Here is an 18327-nt window from a genome sequence, read left to right as displayed (position 1 = left end):
ACAGTAACCGACTTCACTACAATACATACTATCTTTGAAGTAAGTAATTATTTCACTGACTGACTATCAATTATGAAAAGTTCCATAGGCCTTAACGCGGGCCGTGGGGCTTTTTATTTTTTATAAACTTCACTTCATTTTTAATCTATTACAAATCCTATGGTCTGCTAAAATAAAAAGTCTAATTTTGCACAAAATTTAGAAAGATCTCGAAATGAGTAATATTGTAGCAATTGTAGGGAGACCTAATGTAGGGAAATCAACTTTTTTTAATCGTTTGATAAAAAGAAGAGAAGCTATTGTAGATGCTGTAAGTGGTGTGACACGAGATCGCCATTACGGTAAGAGTGACTGGAACGGGGTTGAGTTTTCTCTCATCGATACAGGAGGATATGTACTAGGTAGTGATGATATTTTTGAGGCAGAAATAGATAAACAAGTTGAATTGGCTATCGATGAGGCTGATGCAATTATCTTTATCGTTGATGTAGAAACTGGAGTTACGGGAATGGACGAAGATGTAGCTAAACTGCTACGAAAAGTGGATAAACCTGTGTTTCTTGCCGTAAATAAAGTGGATAATGCCAAGAGAGCTGCAGACGCAGTAGAGTTTTATAGTTTAGGGTTAGGAGAATACTACACGATTGCAAGTATCAACGGAAGTGGTACAGGAGAACTTTTGGATGCCTTGGTAGAAGCATTACCCGAGAAAGAAGAGGATGAAGAAGATGAATTACCTCGATTTGCAGTAGTGGGGAGGCCTAATGCAGGAAAATCATCATTCATCAATGCGTTGATCGGAGAAGACCGATATATCGTAACAGATATAGCAGGGACCACTAGAGATGCTATCGATACCAAATACAATCGTTTTGGATTTGAGTTTAACCTTGTAGATACGGCAGGGATAAGGCGTAAATCAAAAGTAAAAGAAGATCTGGAATTCTACTCAGTAATGCGATCAGTAAGAGCTATAGAGCATTGTGATGTATGTTTGTTAGTTTTGGATGCCACTAGAGGTTTTGATGGGCAAGTGCAAAATATTTTTTGGCTGGCAGAACGAAATAGAAAGGGAGTAGTAATTTTGGTAAACAAATGGGATCTTATTGAAAATAAGGAAAGCAATACACTCAAAGATTTCGAAAAGTACATCAAAAAAGAAATAGAGCCTTTTACTGATGTGCCGATTGTTTTTATTTCAGCATTGACAAAGCAACGTATCTATAAGGCTATAGAAACTGCTGTTGAGGTCTATAAAAATAGATCCAAAAAAATCAAAACTAGCGAACTTAATGATGTATTGTTGCCTATTATAGAAAACAATCCACCTCCTGCATACAAAGGAAAATATATCAAAATCAAGTACATTACACAATTACCTACTCCGCAACCACAGTTTGCATTCTTTTGTAATTTACCACAATATATCAGAGATCCTTACAAGCGATTTATTGAGAATCAGTTGCGTAAGGAATTTGATTTTCATGGGGTTCCAGTTTCGGTGTATTTCAGGAAGAAGTAACAATTTAAACTCGTAACAAGAGTAAGTGGTAAAAAAACAGCCTTGCTTCAGTGAAGACAAGACTGTTTTGAATTGTTGTAGTCTAAAGACTTAGTTGTTTCTGTATCTAAATAAGTCTAAATGTTATGTGATCTCTACTCTAACATTAGTAGCATTGCAGATTTCCACATCTACTGTGTAAGGCCGTTTGAGTACAGGTAGGTGTACATGTATAGTGTTGTCCTCCTTTAATTGCTTTTTGACCCAACTTAGAAATAGTTTGCTTGTCTAGATTTAATTTAATTTTTCTAGATTTTTTCATAATTAAGATTATTTGTGCCTACATTTTATAAAGGTTTTCAGCGATACCTTGTCACCGGTGATTGCATCTAAACTATATAATATTTTAGAGTGTAGAAAGATGAGTTGCCTTAATTTGTACAATTTAGGGCGGCTTAAATTTAGGTGATGAGGAAATAAAATTTGTTATGATAAGAACGCTTTGAAAGAACAGAGAAAAGTTGTTTTTAGGGAAAAGTAAGTAATCAGCATGATCAAAATCAAGAGAGTGTTTTTAATTTAGGAAGATCTAACAGGTAGAATTACCAACTACCTCCGGCTCCACCGCCGCCAAAACCTCCTCCGCCGAAGCCTCCACCAAAACCTCCTCCTCCAAAACTACCACCGCCATAGGATCCTCCTCCATAACTACCACGGCCCATATTGCTAAGGATGATAACATCCAAAAGGCTGCCGCTTCCTGATCTTCTCCCGCGGTTTCCTTTACCGTCATTTCCATGGTTGCTTTTGGAAAAAGCTTTAAGAATGATAATAAAAAAGACGACCAGAAAAATGATCTGTACTATGGGGATGCTTTTTTTAGAAGACTTTCTATTGCCATCAAAAGTGCCAGCTAAAACTTCAAAAATAGCTGTCGTTCCTTTGTCCAGACCAGTATAGAAGCGCCCTTTTTTGAACTCAGGAGTAATGATTTCGTCAATAATTGTTTTACAGGTAAAATCGGTCAATTTTTCTTCCACTCCATAACCTGTTGCGATCCATATTTTTCTGTCGTTTTTAGCCACCAAAATAAAGACACCATTGTCTTCTTTCTCTTGTCCAACGCCCCATTTATGAGCCCATTCTGCGGCATACAATCCAATATTTTCTCCTTGTAAAGAAGTAATAGTAGCAACAACGATTTGGGTGGAAGTTGTATCCGCATATCGGATCAATTTTCGTTCAAGTAGTTTTACCTCGGCATTAGAAAGTAATGTGGCGTCATCGTAAACGGCAGTTTCTAAAGATGGTTTAGGAGGTATATTGCGTTGTGAATAGGCAGTATTGCTACTTAATACAATAGTTATTGTTATGAGTAAAGAAGATATTATGAATTGTTGCAGCGTATTTTTCATCTATCCTTTGGATATTTCGTCAGGAAGTTCATTAATATCTCCATGTTCCCAAGGGAAATATTTTTGTAGTTTTTCTCCAGCCAGGAGTACTCCATCAATTAACCCTTGTGTAAAATTGTTCTCCTTAAATTTAGTTAAAATAGCGTCTCTGGTACTATTCCAGAAATCGTCTCCAACAACTTCATGAATTCCTTTATCGCCGTAGATTGCAAACATATGGTCGGTTACCGCCACATAGATTAATACACCATTGTGCTGTTCGGTATTATCCATTTTAAGAAGATGAAATACTTCTCTTGTTCTCTCTAATACATCGAGATCGGTATGACTTTCTATATGGACTCGTATTTCCCCAGAGGTAAGCCTTTCTGCATGCCTAATGGCAGCAATAATTTGCTGTTCTTGTTGTTGGGTTAGAAAATCTTCTACTTCAGACATGTATTAAAAATCAAAATCCACATCAGGCGCTTTTTCAGAACCTTCGTCGGCCTTGAACCTTGCCATTTCCTCAAAACTTCCGAATAGGCCTAGAATAATATTGTTTGGAAAAACTTTTATGTATTTATTGAACTGTCCAACGGTTTCGTTGTAACGATTGCGTTCTACATTGATTCGATTTTCGGTACCTTCCAATTGAGTTTGTAAATTCAAAAAGTTTTGATTGGCTTTTAGATCAGGATAACGCTCTACGGTAACTAGTAATCTGGATAGAGCAGAGGTTAATCCCGTTTGTGCTTGCTGAAATTGAGCCATTTGGTCTGGAGTGATATTACTAGGGTCTATGTTGACCGAAGTAGCTTTGGCTCTTGCTTCTACGACTTCTTTGAGTGTAGAGCGTTCAAAGTCCGCAGCACCCTGTACCGTTTTTACCAGATTGCCGATAAGATCACTTCGTCTTTGATAAGCACTTTCGACATTAGACCATGCAGTCTTGGCATCCTCCTGTAGTAGAATGGCATTGTTATACCTTCCGGCAAATAAAAAATAGAATAGCCCTAATATGGCTACGATAATAAGAATTGGTATAAGAAGTTTTTTCATTTTTCGAAGTGGTTGAAATGAATATATTATAAGTGCTCTTTAATCTTCAATAATTGTCCTTTGATAGCTTCTAGCTTTCGTATAATATCAAAAGTGTCAAGAGTTTCTTGTTTTTGCTCTTTCAGATGAATTTTTGCTCCCTCTAGTGTAAATCCTCTTTCTTTTACAAGGTGGTAGATAAGCTCAAGGTTTTTAATGTCTTCTGGAGTAAACTTTCTATTGCCTTTGGCATTTTTCTTGGGCTTCAAAATGTCGAATTCTTTTTCCCAAAAGCGAATCAAAGAGGTATTCACGTCGAATGCAGCGGCAACTTCGCCGATACCGTAATATAATTTCTTAGGTAGGTCTACGTACATATGTTTACTCTTTTTGTTGTGTAAAACTTCCGTCTTCTTCAAAAACGAGTTTGCTTTCAGGGAAATCTTCTTGTGTTAGCTTTTGAATTTCCTTTAAAGCCCTTTTCTTTTCGTCCATAAAAGGATAAACTTCATCAATCTGCTTGGCAGAGTGTAGTTTTCCTTTTACAAAATTCCCATCCAGATCAATATGTACTTCAGCAATTGGCGCATATCCTTTAATACCGTCCAAATTGAATCTGGAATAGGTGCAAAAATTACCTAAACTATAAGCGATAAATTTATTGTTATAAACTTCAAAAGCTCGGGATACATGAGGACCGTGGCCCAAAACCATATCTGCACCAGCATCTATCATCGAGTGGGCAAATCGGAAAACATCTCCACGATCTTCTCCATAAAAACGTTCTGTTTTTCTAGGGACATGAGTGTGTTTAAACCCTTCTGCTCCACCATGAAAAGAAACAATCACGATATCTACTTTTTGCTTTAGTTCATCAACAATTTTTTTTGCATTGGTTAAGTTATGAATTTTTAAGCAATCTTTATTAGGTGCAAAGGCACAAAATCCATAGGTAATTCCGTTTTTCTCAAAAATGGTAGAGGGTTGCGCAAAAACACCGGCATATGCTATTTTATGTTTTTCGAGGGTTTTGGAAGTGTTTTTAATACCAATCTCTCCAAAATCACCAATATGATTATTGGCAATGCTCATGACATCAAACCCAGTTTCTTCCAGATATTTTCCAAAGGACTCTGGTGACCTAAAAGAATAACATTTTGAGGGATCAGAACATCGTTTTGCATTTTCTCCTTCATCGGTCAAAGTCCCTTCCAAATTCCCGAAAAGGATGTCTGCCTGTGTCAAAATTGAATTTACATCATCAAAAGGTCCTTTGCCTTCGGGAGGTAAATAACTATCATTAGGAAAGTTGGTGCCCATCATGATATCCCCTACGGCCATGACCTTCACAAATTTGGGTTTGGCTAGTTCTTCCTGGGTTTTTTGTGCAATAATGAACATAGAATTAATGGCCTCTTTTGAATATTTTTGAGCCCGTACAGTACTACCGAAAACAAAAATAAAGGCGAATAGAAGTATCCTACGCATGGATGATTAGTCTAGAGTTTCGTTAATTAAGTTGGAGGCCTTCAGCATTTCACTGAACTCCTCAGAAGTTAAACTTCCGTAGTAGAAATTACGAGGATTGATACGTTCGCCATCCTTGAAGATCTCATAATGTAAGTGAGGTGCTACAGAACGTCCGGTACTACCTACATATCCAATAACATCTCCTCTTTTTACTTTTTGCCCTTTCTTTACATTATATCTGCTCAAATGAGCATAAAGGCTTACATAGTTAAAGCCATGATCAATTCGAATATGTTTCCCATAACCAGAAGAATTTGCATCAGCTCGAGTTACTTCTCCATTTCCAGAGGCATATACAGGAGTGCCCGTGGCAGCAGAGAAATCCATTCCATAATGAAATTTCCTTGCTTTGGTAAATGGATCACTACGCCATCCATATCCAGAAGCCATACGCTTTAGATCAGAATTCTGTATAGGTTGTATGGCAGGTATAGTTGCTAGTAATTCCTCTTTTTGTTCGGCTAACGCAGCAATTTCATCCAAGGATTTGGACTGTACTACAATTTGTTTGGTTAACTTATCGATTCGTTTGCTGCTTTCAACAATGATTTCAGAATTGTCAAAACCTTCAAGATCCTTGTATCGGTTTACTCCACCAAAACCTGCACCTCTTACTTCTTCAGGAATAGGATTAGCACCAAAGTACAAACGATAAATATTGTCATCTCGTTCTGCAATTTCTCCAAGGATATCTTCATTACGCTTTAATCTATTATTCATCAATTCGTATTGAAGTTGCATGTTTTCTAACTCTCGTCGGTATGCTTTTTCTTTCGGAGTCTCTAATTGAGGGATGTTTAGATATACAAGAAGTAAAATAAAACCAGCCAAAAAAGCGCCAATGACACTTAAAGCTGCGATACCAAATTTACGACCCTTCTTTTGCTCTATTCGGCGGTAAGAAAGAGTATCGCTATCATAGTAATATTTAACCTTTGACATAATCTAAAATATGCTATTTTTGCAGGATATCAACCAAAAAAGTCCTGTTTCATAACAAGACAACGCAACAAATATAATAAAATGTTGTAAAGTCCAGAAAAAACTGACAAAAGGTAGACAAAAATATCGATGTTGGTGATTGGGTAAAAGGTTGATTTTTTAGAGTTTAGAGAGTATTATTTGAAAAAGAATAGCAATATTATAGAACGCATGAAATCCCAAGAAATAAGAAGTCAGTTTTTAGAGTTTTTTACATCCAAAAAACACGGTATTGTACCTTCTGCACCAATGGTTGTTAAGGATGATCCTACTTTGATGTTTACCAATGCAGGGATGAATCAGTTTAAAGAGTTCTTTTTAGGAAACGGTGTTCCTAAAAACAATCGTATTGCGGATACTCAAAAATGCCTTCGTGTAAGTGGTAAGCATAATGATTTGGAAGAGGTAGGAATGGATACTTATCACCATACCATGTTCGAGATGTTGGGGAATTGGAGTTTTGGTGATTATTTTAAGAAAGAAGCCATCCATTGGGCTTGGGAACTCCTTACCGAGGTTTATGGAATCAATAAAGATATATTGTATGTTTCCGTATTTGAAGGTGCCAAAGATGAAAAGCTAGATATGGATCAAGAAGCTTATGATCTGTGGAAAGCTATCGTTCCCGAGGATCGAATAATCATGGGAAATAAAAGTGATAACTTCTGGGAGATGGGAGATCAGGGGCCGTGTGGGCCTTGTTCCGAAATTCATGTAGATATCCGGTCCGAAGAAGAAAAGAAAAAAGTTCCTGGTCGTGATTTGGTGAATGCAGATCATCCTCAGGTGGTAGAGATATGGAATCTGGTTTTTATGCAATACAACAGAAAAGCAGATGGTTCTCTAGAAAAACTGCCAGCGCAACATGTAGATACAGGTATGGGGTTTGAGCGCTTATGTATGGTGTTGCAAGGTGTAAAATCGAATTATGATACTGATGTATTTACACCGCTTATTAGAGAAATTGAGACCATTACCAATTCTACATATGATAAAGATAGTTTGCCAACCGATGAGAACGGTAAGGTAAGCGTAGCTATTCGTGTAATTGCCGATCATGTTAGAGCAGTTGCCTTTTCTATTGCAGATGGTCAGCTGCCAAGTAATACTGGTGCTGGATATGTAATACGAAGAATTTTAAGAAGAGCAATACGCTATGGGTTTACTTTCCTGAATACCAAAGAACCTTTTATGTTTAAGTTGGTAGAGACATTAAGTCAGCAGATGAGTGATGCTTTTCCAGAGCTTAAAACACAAAAGAACCTGATTGTTAATGTAATCAAAGAAGAAGAGCAATCTTTCTTAAGAACCTTGGATCAGGGGCTTAGCTTGTTGGATAATGTCATCAAAGAGACTAAAGAAAAGGTTGTTTCTGGTGAAAAAGCGTTTGAGCTTTATGATACCTATGGTTTCCCAATCGATCTTACGGCTTTGATTTTAAGTGAGCAAGGATATGAATTAGACCAAAAAGCATTTGAAGTAGAATTGCAAAAGCAGAAGGAAAGATCTCGTGCTGCAACGCAGGTATCTACAGGTGATTGGGAGCTTTTATTAGATAATACTTCTGAAACTTTTGTAGGCTATGACGAATTATCTTCTGAAGTAAAAGTGACTCGCTATCGCAAAGTGAGTAGTAAAAAAGATGGAGATTTATATCAGTTGGTTTTTGACCGAACTCCATTTTACCCAGAAGGTGGAGGACAGGTTGGAGATAAGGGATATCTCGAAGCTGCCAATGGAGATGTTTCCTATATCATTGATACCAAAAAAGAGAACAATTTGATTGTTCATTTTGCAAAAAGCCTACCCAAAAATGTTGATGGTGTATTTACAGCGGTTGTGGATACAAAGCAACGTGCAAGAACAGCTTCGAATCATACAGCAACGCACTTGCTGCATCAAGCTTTGCGAGCTATTTTAGGCACCCATGTAGAGCAAAAAGGATCTATGGTGCATAGCGGTAACTTGCGTTTTGATTTCTCGCATTTCTCAAAAGTGAATAGCGATGAGTTACAAGAAATCGAGGATTTTGTAAATGCTAGAATTAGAGAAAATCTGCCATTGCAAGAACAACGAGGAATTACTTATGATCAAGCTATTTCTGAAGGAGCCATAGCGTTGTTTGGTGAAAAGTATGGAGACGAAGTAAGAGCGATCCGATTTGGAGAATCTATGGAATTGTGTGGAGGTACTCATGTACAAAATACTCAAGATATCTGGCACTTTAAAATAACTTCAGAAAGCGCTATTGCAGCAGGTATAAGACGTATCGAGGCAATTACTGGTGATGCAGCAAAAGACTATTTTACAAATCAGTCTGAAGCTTATCAAAGTGTGAAAACAGTGCTTAAGAATACCAAAGATCCGGTAAAAGCAATTACCTCTTTACAAGAAGAAAATGCAAGTCTCAAAAAACAAATTGAGGTGTTGCTTAAAGAAAAGGCTAAAAACTTAAAAGGAGATTTGAAATCTGAATTTGAGCAAATCAATGGAGTGAATTTCCTAGCGAAGAAAGTAGACCTGGATGCTGCTGGAATCAAAGATTTGTCTTTTGAGTTGGGTAACGAGCTAGAAGATATTGTTGCCTTATTTGGATCAGAACAAAATGGTAAAGCTTTGCTTTCTTGTTATGTTTCTAAAAATTTGGTTGAAGAAAAAGGTTTAAACGCTGGCCAGGTGGTTAGAGAATTAGGTAAATTTATTCAAGGAGGTGGAGGCGGCCAACCGTTTTTTGCTACCGCAGGAGGTAAGAATCCTGGTGGATTAGATGAAGCATTGCAAAATGCAAAACAATATATACAGTAATATTAAGTTTGGAATACTAATCTTCTAACTTCAAAAGTATAAAAAGGTCTAAATGAACCTACAGACCAAAATACCATTAGTGTCTCAAGAGCCTAAGATCACCTATGCATCTGAGGTGCTATTGTTGGGGTCATGTTTTGCAGAAAATATCGGAGCAAAATTTGAATACTATAAGTTTAAAAATCTAATCAACCCCTTTGGTATATTGTTTCATCCCAAGGCTATTGAAACATTGCTTTGGATGATCGTAGAAAATGATCAATATACCGAAGAGGATTTGTTTTTTCATAATGAAAACTGGCATTGTTTTGATGCGCATTCTACGTTGAGTAATCCAGATAAAAACCAGTTGCTTGTCGATTTAAACACTGCAATATGTTTAGGAAGAAAGGCAATTTCTTCTGCAACACATATCAGCATTACCTTAGGGACATCTTGGGTATATCGACTCAAAGCGCTGGATCTAATTGTAGCGAATTGCCATAAAATTCCTCAAAAAGAGTTCTCAAAAGAATTGTTGTCTGTAAATGATATTGTAGAAAGCCTGCAGAGTTGCATTCACCTAATTCGTAGCATAAATGCTACTGTAGGTATTTTGTTTACTGTGTCTCCCGTTCGCCATATAAAAGACGGTATTGTGGCGAACAACAGAAGTAAATCTCATTTGTTAACCGCTGTTCATCAAGTGGTAGATACTTCAACAAAGGTGAGTTATTTCCCATCCTATGAGATTATGATGGACGAGCTGAGAGATTATCGGTTTTATGAAGGGGATATGGTGCATCCTAGTAAGCTAGCGATTGATTATATCTGGGAACGATTTTATCATACCTGGATTTCTGAAAAAACTGCAGATACTATGAAACGGGTCGAAGAAATTCAGCGAGGTATTGCGCACAAACCTTTTTATCCCCAAAGTGAGCAACATCTACAATTTCTTGAAAAATTAGAGATAAAAAAGAGTCGTATTCAGAAGGACTTTCCCTTTATACAGTTTTAGAACTCCTTACCGCAGCACTTTTACACAGTTTGAGTATTTAAGATAATATTTAATCCACTACTGATAAGGTGTTTGATCTTCGGTTGGTGTTTTTCAATACTTTTAAGGTATTCAAAAACCCGAGTTGCAAAATCTGTATTGCTATCATGGATAAGCTCATAGATTTCTATGGCTAATAACCAATTTTCTTCATGGTTTTGAGTAAGAATATCAAAAACGGCTTCAAGAGAAAATTTGGTGTTTTTACCTTCACGAATGTTTCTTACCGATTGATACAAATCATGAAGTTCCTGTTGTTTGGTGCTGTACTCTTTTTTTATGGTAGTAGTTGCATTTTGATGAGTCACTAAATCAAACGAATAATCATCTGCAGGACCAGAAAAAGCCGAAACGATCTCTTTTCCTACGGCCAGATCAAAAGTTCCCCATTCTGGTCTAAAGAGAAATTCTCCTTTGTATTTGATGGTACACTCACTAAACTGTATCAAGATCAACTCCCCTTGTATGTTTCTCATTCCGGTAATGTTGTTTCCGGCTACCGTAATCCCACTTTCAAACTCAAATTCGATATACTCTCCATCATAAAAGTTGTAGGCTTTGAGATCTCTCGGGGACATATTTTCTATGGCAAGGTTGATCCCTTTTAATTTTCCTAAAGGAGATCTAAAACCGTCAGGATGGGCATCTATACCATGGCCGATCAGCTCTTTTTCGCGAAATGATAATGCTGTTGGCCCTTTGGTTTCAAAATAAATAACTTCGTTATCCTCGTTTTTTATCATTCGGGTAAACACTCCCGATACTTGTAATCCGGTACTTAACTCGATAGTTCCTAGATTATTCGATTCGATTAGCTTAGCTAGTCCTCTGTGTCCTCCTTTTCGTAAAGCCATGGTATCTGCAAATTCTTCCAGCACCTGACACAGGTAAGCAAAATCCGGAGTTACAAATAACTGCGGCTGCGGTTTTGTAATATCAAAATCCTGAAAAGCAGCATCTGGCGAATAATCCAGCTTTTTTACCTGATCGGTCATGCACCATTCGCTCTCACCAATGGACGAAAGTAATCCTGCTCCATAGATTTTAGGATTTTCCGTAGTTCCTATCAAACCATATTCTACCGTCCACCAATGTAGATTTCGAATCAAAGCCATTTCTGAAGGATCTTCTTTTTGATTTTGAAGTGTTTCCACTTTTTGTTCTGCCTTTGAGATATCTTCTGGATCCGTATCAGGCGCTTCCTTAAGAATGGATAAGGCGCGTACAGCTTCATACATTTCATAATCTTTTTTAGAAGAAATAGCTTTGCAACCAATTTTTCCAAAACGACGCAGGTATTCTGCGTAATCCGGATTAGCAATGATAGGAGCGTGACCTGCAGCTTCGTGAATAATATCAGGAGCTGGAGTATATTCAATATTTTCAAGTTGCCTGATATCCGAGGCTATTACCAGAATATTGTACGCCTGAAACTCCATAAATGCATTGGGCGGGATAAAACCATCTACAGCAACAGCTGCCCAACCGATTTCTTTCAAGATCCTATTCATACCATACATACTAGGGATAGCTTCGATAGAAATCCCAGTCTTTTCTAATCCTTTTAGATAAGAGTCGTGAGCCACTTTGCTTAAAGAAGCAATGTTTTTTCGCATAACATACCTCCATACCGCATGATTAATTGGGGTATAATCCTCATAATTTTGCGGTTTAATAAATTGTTTCAAGTGCGGCGGTAATCTATCAATAAGAGGATTGGATTCTATTTGTAATGACATATTAGTAATCGGTTTGCGCTATTTTTTTAATGGCGAAAATTACGGGTTTGTCAGACAATATACTTATTTATTAACTAAATTTGTGAAGAATAAGGTAGGGTAAATACATCATGCGGTGTTATAATAGGAAGAAACACTATTATTAGATTAAAAGTGTTTTTTGATTAACTACTGTAATTAAATGAATTTAGGATGAAGAAGTTATTTTTACTTGTTGTGTTTTTGTGTGTTGGTGCTTTGGCTACAAGCCAGGTTACAAATGAAGGAGAGCCTCTAAGTTGGAGTTTACAAAGCTTGAACAAAGACAACATATCTCCGGTTAAAATGAAACCCTTTGACTTGGATAAAATTAAGGCAGAAGATGCTATCAATGATACCAAAAGGGATATTCCTTTTAGGTTTGGCCATGAACTAAAGGTAAACCTTGGTTTGGAAAATTCAGGAGTTTGGAACGAACTACCGAATGGGGATAGAATCTGGAGAATTAATATCATTTCTGAGGGAGCTACATCTTTAAATTTTGTGTTTAGTAATTACGAAGTTCCTAGAGGAGCGAAAATATATTTGTATAGTAATGATAGAAAGGATCTTTTGGGCGCTTATACCAATATTTTTAATCGACCAGATAAACTGTTAGGAACCTGGATGGTGGCCGGAGATAATGTTTGGATAGAGTATTATGAACCAGCTCGTGTAAAGGGGCAAGGGGATTTAACCATAGCAAAAGTGATACATGGGTATCGCTCTGTTACAGATGCCATGGTGCGCGAAAAAGCATTAAATACTTCTGGAGATTGTAACCAAGATGTAGACTGCCCTGTGGGTAATGATTTTGATGCGCTAAAAGATCAATTGAAAAAATCAGTAGCCTTCGTTATTTTGAATGGTTTTGTATGTTCAGGTAACCTCATAAATAACACAAGCAATGATAGAGCACCTTATTTTTTGACTGCAAATCATTGCCAATCTGGATCCGAATCTACTTGGGCTTTCCGATTTAATTGGATCAGTCCAAACCCATCTTGTGCAACCACTGCTAATAGTACAGATGCCACGGTCAATCAAACCACTAGTGGAGCTACTGTCCTTGCGGCCAATACTGAGTCTGATTTCAAGTTACTTAACTTGGATGGCGGATTGGATGAATCCTGGGATTTAGAATGGGCTGGATGGGACAGAACAGGAGATGTACCAAGTTTTACAGTGGGAATTCATCATCCTGATGGAGATATCATGAAAGTGTGTAGGGATAACAATGTACCTACGAAGGAAGAAACCCCTTTTAACGGAAATCCCCAGACCAAAATCTGGTTTATTGAAGATTGGGATTTAGGAGTAACAGAAGGAGGGTCTTCGGGATCTGCGATTTTTGATCCTAACGGGAGAATTATTGGTCAGTTGGCTGGAGGAGCTGCTGCATGCAATGGGACAAACGATAATAATCAGTTTGATTTTTATGGAAGATTTGATGTTTCCTGGGATTTTGGAACTACCGATGCTACGCGGTTATCAAATTGGCTAGATCCAAGTAATACAGAAAGAACAACCTTGGATATGCTTTCTGTAGAAGGAACCACCAATCCACCTGTAACCGGTAACGCAATTGTAGTTTCTTTTGTGCCTTCTACTGCACTCGTTTCTATTTCAAAAGGGAATAATGATCCTATTGAGTTTAAAATTTATGATATTTCCGGCGGCTTTATAGGGTCTGGTGCGCTTACCGGAACAGTATCTCAGATCGATATGAGTGATCGCTCTTCTGGCATGTACTTTATTAAGATCAGAAATATGACAAATGGAGAATCCTTAACCAGAAAAGTGGTGATCAATCGTAATTTATAGACTTAGGTAAGGGCTATTCGTCTAAAATAAAACTACCCTTAACTATTACGTTGTTATTGTCATCTTCGAGATAGATGGTGTTTTCTTTAACACGCTTTTTTTGAATTAAAGAAAAGGCAGCAAAAAAATCACTTTCTAACTGGTCTTTTTCAGCACAATACATTTTTGAAGCGATTGCTATGCCTAAGGATATAGTATCCCCTTCTTCGGTGTACTTGCACGAAAACGTATTGCAACCCGAAAAACCAGAAGCCCTTTGGTCTTCTTTGTTAAAAACGATAAATAATTTTTCTTGGGACACATCTTTCCCGTTGAGTTCTAAAATACCAATTTTATTGCTTAAGACCTGTGTCTCATGATGCTGTGTGTCGGCTTTGGAAAGATGAGCATTCTTATTACAGTTCTTCGGGGTGGTTGCACTAAGGATAAAAAGCAAAAAGTATATAAATTTCATGATCTAAGTTACATTTTGAGTGTTATTTGGCGGTAAAAGCTACACAAATGTATTATAATCTTTGTTTTTAGGTTATAAAATCTAGGATATAAGGGATTAAAATTTATTTTTGATAGGGAAAACTATCAAATGTATTTATGAAATCCGAAAGTAGAAAGGAAGAAATAATAAGAGCGGCATCCATACTCTTCAAAGAAAAAGGATACAGTGCAGTAACCATGAGAGACCTTGCCAAGGCAATGGGGATAAAAGCCGCAAGTTTATACAACCATATCGATTCCAAACAGGAGATTTTATCCACCATTATTATTGAGTTGGCAGAAGAATTTACGACAGGAATGAATCAAATTGTAAATTCGAAGGTAGATGCTATCAAAAAACTTGAAAACATTATAGATCTTCATATCGATGTTACCCTGCGCAATTCTGATGGTTTAGCTTCTCTAAACAACGATTGGATGCATCTGGAAGAAAAGAATCTACAGTATTTCGAAAAGATGCGACAGGAGTATGAAGAAAACTTTCGGGCGATCGTGAAAAACGGAGTAGACAGAGAGGAAATTAAGCCCTTTAATATCGAAATCATGGTGTTTTCTACTCTTTCTACATTAAGAACATTGTATTTATGGTATCCTAAACAAAAAAACATTGATGCAGAAATACTAAAGCATGATATGATTTCCGTGTTGCTTAAAGGGATGGTGTAGAGGTCCAAGCGCTTTTAAAATTAACATACATTTATTTGTGTATAAAACTAACAATTGTTAGTTTTGTGTAGCTATAACGTTATAGTTAAACAAGACTTATGACAGATTTTTATCCCATATCAGTTTCTGAAGTAGTTAGAGAAACTAAGGATTGTACAGCTATCACCTTTGATATTCCTCAAGATTTAAAAGAGACATTTTCGTATACGCAAGGACAATACCTTACCTTAAGAACAATGATTGACGGTAATGAAGTGAGACGTTCATATTCGCTTTGTTCCAGTCCTCTTGAAGATAAATGGCAGGTAGCTGTAAAAAGAATACATGGTGGGCTTTTTTCTAACTACGCCAACGATATCCTGAAAGTTGGTGATGTGTTGGATATCATGAAGCCTTCGGGGAATTTCTTTGTAGATGTGGATACAACCAAAGCAAAGAACTATGTGGTTTTTGCTGCCGGTAGTGGTATTACTCCAATTCTATCCATCATCAAAACACATTTGGCATCAGAACCTAACAGTACTTTCAAGCTGTTTTATTTGAATCGAAACGCAAAATCAATTATCTTTAAAGAAGAGATAGAAGCACTGAGAAATACCTATTTCGGGAGATTTGAGATATTTTATTTCCTGACCAAAGAACAAAGAGATATTCCTTTGCTTAATGGTAGGTTTACTTCAGAAAAAATAGAAGAACTTACTTCAAAGGTGTTTGATGTTGCTGATGTGGATGAATGTTTTATTTGTGGTCCTGAAGAAATGATCTTTCTGATTCGGGATGAATTGGAAAAAGCTGGTTTGGCCAAAGATAAGATTCATTATGAACTTTTCTTCTCTGGAGCGACCGAAGAAGATAAGAAACGTGCTGCAGAGGTTGCAGAGCACAAATACGAAGGAACAGAAGTAACAATCATTGATGGTGGTAAAGAATTTCATTTTGCCATGGATGATGATTATGATAATATTTTAGACGGAGCCTTGGCGGCAGGAGCAGATTTGCCCTATGCCTGCAAAGGAGGAGTATGTAGTACCTGTAAATGTGAAATCGTTGAAGGTACTGTTGAAATGAAAATCAACTATGCGCTTGAAGAAGACGAAGTGGCCAAAGGTTTGGTATTGTCTTGTCAGGCGGTACCAACTACAGAAAAAGTAGTAGTTAATTTTGATGTTTAAAAACGCAAAGCTATGAGTGAAAAAGAAGTTAAAAATCTCGAAAGGCTATTCGAAGATAGAATTGCTAGAGATGAAAAGATAGAGCCAAAAGATTGGATGCCTGAAAAATACAGGCAAACTCATATTCGTCAGATTTCTCAACACGCACATTCCGAGATTGTAGGAATGTTGCCCGAAGGGAACTGGATCACAAGAGCACCTTCATTACGAAGAAAAGTGGCCTTGTTGGCAAAAGTTCAGGATGAAGCAGGGCATGGATTGTATTTATACAGTGCTTGCGAAACGCTTGGTGTTTCAAGAGACGAGCTGTACGATCAATTACATACGGGAAAAGCAAAATATTCGAGCATTTTTAATTATCCAACGATCACTTGGGCAGACATTGGTGCTATTGGTTGGTTGGTTGATGGAGCTGCTATTATCAATCAGGTTCCTCTATGCAGTACTTCCTATGGTCCTTATGCAAGAGCAATGATAAGAGTCTGTAAAGAAGAGAGTTTTCACCAAAGACAAGGTTTTGAAATTATGATGAATCTGGCCAAGGGAAGCAAAGAGCAAAAAGCAATGGCTCAAGATGCATTAAATAGATGGTGGTGGCCATCTTTGATGATGTTAGGGCCCACAGATGCAGAATCTGTGCATACGGAACAATCTATGAAATGGAAATTAAAACGTAAAACCAATGATGAATTGCGCCAACAGTTTATTGATCAAACTGTTCCTCAAGCAGAGCTCATCGGGCTGACTATTCCGGATTCGGACCTAAAGTGGAATGAAGAAAGAGGAAGTTATGATTTTGGAGCGATCGATTGGGATGAGTTCTGGCAAGTAGTGAAAGGACATGGTCCTTGTAATCAAGAAAGAATGTCGGCAAGAGTGAATGCCTGGGAGAATGGAGAATGGGTGAGAGATGCAGCAATGGCATATGCCGAAAAACAAGAAGATAAAAAGCTTAAAAAGGCAATTTAAAATATAAGTGATGAAAAAAAATTGGCCACTTTGGGAAGTGTTTGTGAGAAGTAAGAATGGTCTCGAACACCGTCATTTTGGAAGCCTCCATGCAGCAGATGCAGAAATGGCATTAGAAAACGCACGTGATGTATATACCCGAAGAAATGAAGGAGTGAGCATATGGGTAGTAGAGTCAAAGCATATTACTGCTTCTAATCCTGAAAATAATGGGGAGCTTTTTGAACCCGCTCAGGATAAAGTATACAGGCATCCTACTTTTTATACATTACCTGATGAGGTAAAACATATGTGATTTGCAAAGCTCATTATTCTGGGAGTTACCTAGGATAATATCTGCGCTATTAAAGCAAACTTTGAATGATGAAAAACGAAAATTTAATACAATATATATACGGGATTGCTGATAATGCCCTTATTCTTGGACAAAGATTGTCAGAATTGTGCGGTCATGGGCCTAGCCTTGAAACGGATATTGCGATCACAAATATGGCATTGGATCTTTTAGGACAAACACGTAGCTATTATCAATATGTAGCACAATTATCTGGAGAAGGAAAGACTGAAGATGATATTGCGTTTTTAAGAACAGAAAGACAATACAAAAATGTATTGTTGGTAGAACAACCCAATAGACATTTTGGTTATGTAATCACCAGACAGTTCTTGTTCGATATGTTTCACTTGTTGCTATTGCAAAATCTACAAAATAGTAAAGATGAAATGTTGGCTGCAATTGCCAAAAAAGGAATTAAGGAAGTGAGTTATCATCAACGCTTTTCTTTAGATTGGATGAAAAGATTAGGAGATGGTACTCCAGAAAGCCACAATAAAGTACAGGAGGCTGTAAATGATTTATGGAAGTTTACGGACGAGCTATTTCATATGACTGAAGATGATCGTATAGCTTTTGAAGCGGGAGTAGGAGTAGATGTTGCTAGTTTTAAAACATTATACCTTCAAAAGGTTAGTGATATTTTAACCGAAGCTACCCTTACTGTTCCTGAAATAAAATGGTTTCAAAAAGGTGGTAAACAAGGTATCCATAGCGAACACATGGGATATCTTTTGGCGGATTTGCAATATATGCAAAGGGCATATCCTGATATGAAGTGGTAAGCGAATCATCAATTTGATGTGCTTTCAGAAATCA

Annotated in this window: 17 protein-coding genes; 9 read left to right on the top strand and 8 right to left on the bottom strand. The window is 37.2% G+C overall.

Features of this window, described 5'->3' with window-relative positions; translation table 11 throughout:
* Positions 1-214: 214 nt before the first annotated feature.
* Complete coding sequence (gene der, locus BUE24_RS17865) at positions 215-1522, top strand: ribosome biogenesis GTPase Der (RefSeq protein WP_073318950.1); 1308 nt, start codon at positions 215-217, stop codon at positions 1520-1522.
* A 581-nt stretch (positions 1523-2103) separates the two neighbouring features.
* On the opposite strand, the gene BUE24_RS17860 is transcribed toward der, so the two are convergent.
* The 6 genes from BUE24_RS17860 to BUE24_RS17835 are packed head-to-tail and all read right to left on the bottom strand — an operon-like array spanning position 2104 to position 6408.
* Complete coding sequence (locus BUE24_RS17860; RefSeq protein WP_073318947.1) at positions 2104-2916, bottom strand: TPM domain-containing protein; 813 nt, start codon at positions 2914-2916, stop codon at positions 2104-2106.
* Complete coding sequence (locus BUE24_RS17855) at positions 2917-3354, bottom strand: TPM domain-containing protein (RefSeq protein ID WP_073318944.1); 438 nt, start codon at positions 3352-3354, stop codon at positions 2917-2919.
* A 3-nt stretch (positions 3355-3357) separates the two neighbouring features.
* Positions 3358-3957 (bottom strand): LemA family protein, encoded by a 600-nt coding sequence (locus BUE24_RS17850; protein WP_073318922.1) that lies wholly within the window; start codon positions 3955-3957, stop codon positions 3358-3360.
* Positions 3958-3983: 26 nt separating this feature from the next.
* The gene (locus BUE24_RS17845; RefSeq protein ID WP_073318919.1) at positions 3984-4313 is read right to left on the bottom strand and encodes a MerR family transcriptional regulator; all 330 of its coding nucleotides are present in this window, start codon (positions 4311-4313) and stop codon (positions 3984-3986) included.
* A gap of 4 nt (positions 4314-4317) precedes the next feature.
* The gene (locus BUE24_RS17840; RefSeq protein ID WP_073318916.1) at positions 4318-5424 is read right to left on the bottom strand and encodes a CapA family protein; all 1107 of its coding nucleotides are present in this window, start codon (positions 5422-5424) and stop codon (positions 4318-4320) included.
* Positions 5425-5430: 6 nt separating this feature from the next.
* Positions 5431-6408, bottom strand: a complete 978-nt coding sequence (locus BUE24_RS17835) for a M23 family metallopeptidase (protein ID WP_073318914.1) — start codon at positions 6406-6408, stop codon at positions 5431-5433.
* A gap of 210 nt (positions 6409-6618) precedes the next feature.
* Between BUE24_RS17835 and alaS the strand changes: the two genes are divergently transcribed.
* Positions 6619-9252 (top strand): alanine--tRNA ligase, encoded by a 2634-nt coding sequence (alaS, locus tag BUE24_RS17830; RefSeq protein WP_073318911.1) that lies wholly within the window; start codon positions 6619-6621, stop codon positions 9250-9252.
* A 52-nt stretch (positions 9253-9304) separates the two neighbouring features.
* Positions 9305-10252 carry a GSCFA domain-containing protein gene (locus BUE24_RS17825; protein ID WP_073318908.1) on the top strand — a complete coding sequence of 316 codons (948 nt, stop codon included), beginning with the start codon at positions 9305-9307 and terminating at the stop codon, positions 10250-10252.
* A gap of 20 nt (positions 10253-10272) precedes the next feature.
* Here the strand turns inward: BUE24_RS17825 and BUE24_RS17820 are convergent, their stop codons facing one another.
* Positions 10273-12030, bottom strand: a complete 1758-nt coding sequence (locus tag BUE24_RS17820) for an aromatic amino acid hydroxylase (RefSeq protein ID WP_073318905.1) — start codon at positions 12028-12030, stop codon at positions 10273-10275.
* Positions 12031-12222: 192 nt separating this feature from the next.
* Between BUE24_RS17820 and BUE24_RS17815 the strand changes: the two genes are divergently transcribed.
* The gene (locus BUE24_RS17815) at positions 12223-13872 is read left to right on the top strand and encodes a T9SS type A sorting domain-containing protein (protein ID WP_073318901.1); all 1650 of its coding nucleotides are present in this window, start codon (positions 12223-12225) and stop codon (positions 13870-13872) included.
* Between the two features lie 13 nt (positions 13873-13885).
* Here BUE24_RS17815 and BUE24_RS17810 read toward each other — a convergent pair whose 3' ends face one another.
* Entirely contained in the window at positions 13886-14326 is a 441-nt protein-coding gene (locus BUE24_RS17810; RefSeq protein WP_073318898.1) for an META domain-containing protein, read from the bottom strand.
* A gap of 137 nt (positions 14327-14463) precedes the next feature.
* Between BUE24_RS17810 and BUE24_RS17805 the strand changes: the two genes are divergently transcribed.
* The 5 genes from BUE24_RS17805 (at position 14464) to paaC (ending at position 18293) form a co-directional block, all read left to right on the top strand.
* On the top strand, positions 14464-15033 hold the full coding sequence (locus tag BUE24_RS17805) for a TetR/AcrR family transcriptional regulator (RefSeq protein ID WP_073318896.1): 570 nt from the start codon (positions 14464-14466) through the stop codon (positions 15031-15033).
* A 98-nt stretch (positions 15034-15131) separates the two neighbouring features.
* Positions 15132-16205 carry a 1,2-phenylacetyl-CoA epoxidase subunit PaaE gene (paaE, locus tag BUE24_RS17800; protein ID WP_073318894.1) on the top strand — a complete coding sequence of 358 codons (1074 nt, stop codon included), beginning with the start codon at positions 15132-15134 and terminating at the stop codon, positions 16203-16205.
* A 12-nt stretch (positions 16206-16217) separates the two neighbouring features.
* Complete coding sequence (gene paaA / locus BUE24_RS17795) at positions 16218-17174, top strand: 1,2-phenylacetyl-CoA epoxidase subunit PaaA (RefSeq protein WP_073318891.1); 957 nt, start codon at positions 16218-16220, stop codon at positions 17172-17174.
* 10 nt (positions 17175-17184) lie between these two features.
* Positions 17185-17469: a 1,2-phenylacetyl-CoA epoxidase subunit PaaB gene (gene paaB / locus BUE24_RS17790; RefSeq protein WP_073318888.1), complete on the top strand. Its 285-nt coding sequence runs from the start codon at positions 17185-17187 to the stop codon at positions 17467-17469.
* A gap of 68 nt (positions 17470-17537) precedes the next feature.
* Positions 17538-18293 (top strand): 1,2-phenylacetyl-CoA epoxidase subunit PaaC, encoded by a 756-nt coding sequence (gene paaC, locus BUE24_RS17785; RefSeq protein ID WP_073318885.1) that lies wholly within the window; start codon positions 17538-17540, stop codon positions 18291-18293.
* The last annotated feature ends 34 nt before the right edge of the window (positions 18294-18327 follow it).

The organism is Aquimarina spongiae (assembly GCF_900141785.1).
Classification (GTDB): Bacteria; Bacteroidota; Bacteroidia; order Flavobacteriales; family Flavobacteriaceae; genus Aquimarina; species Aquimarina spongiae.
Note: the sequence above shows the minus strand (reverse complement) of the source record. Positions and strands in the feature narration are given on the sequence as shown.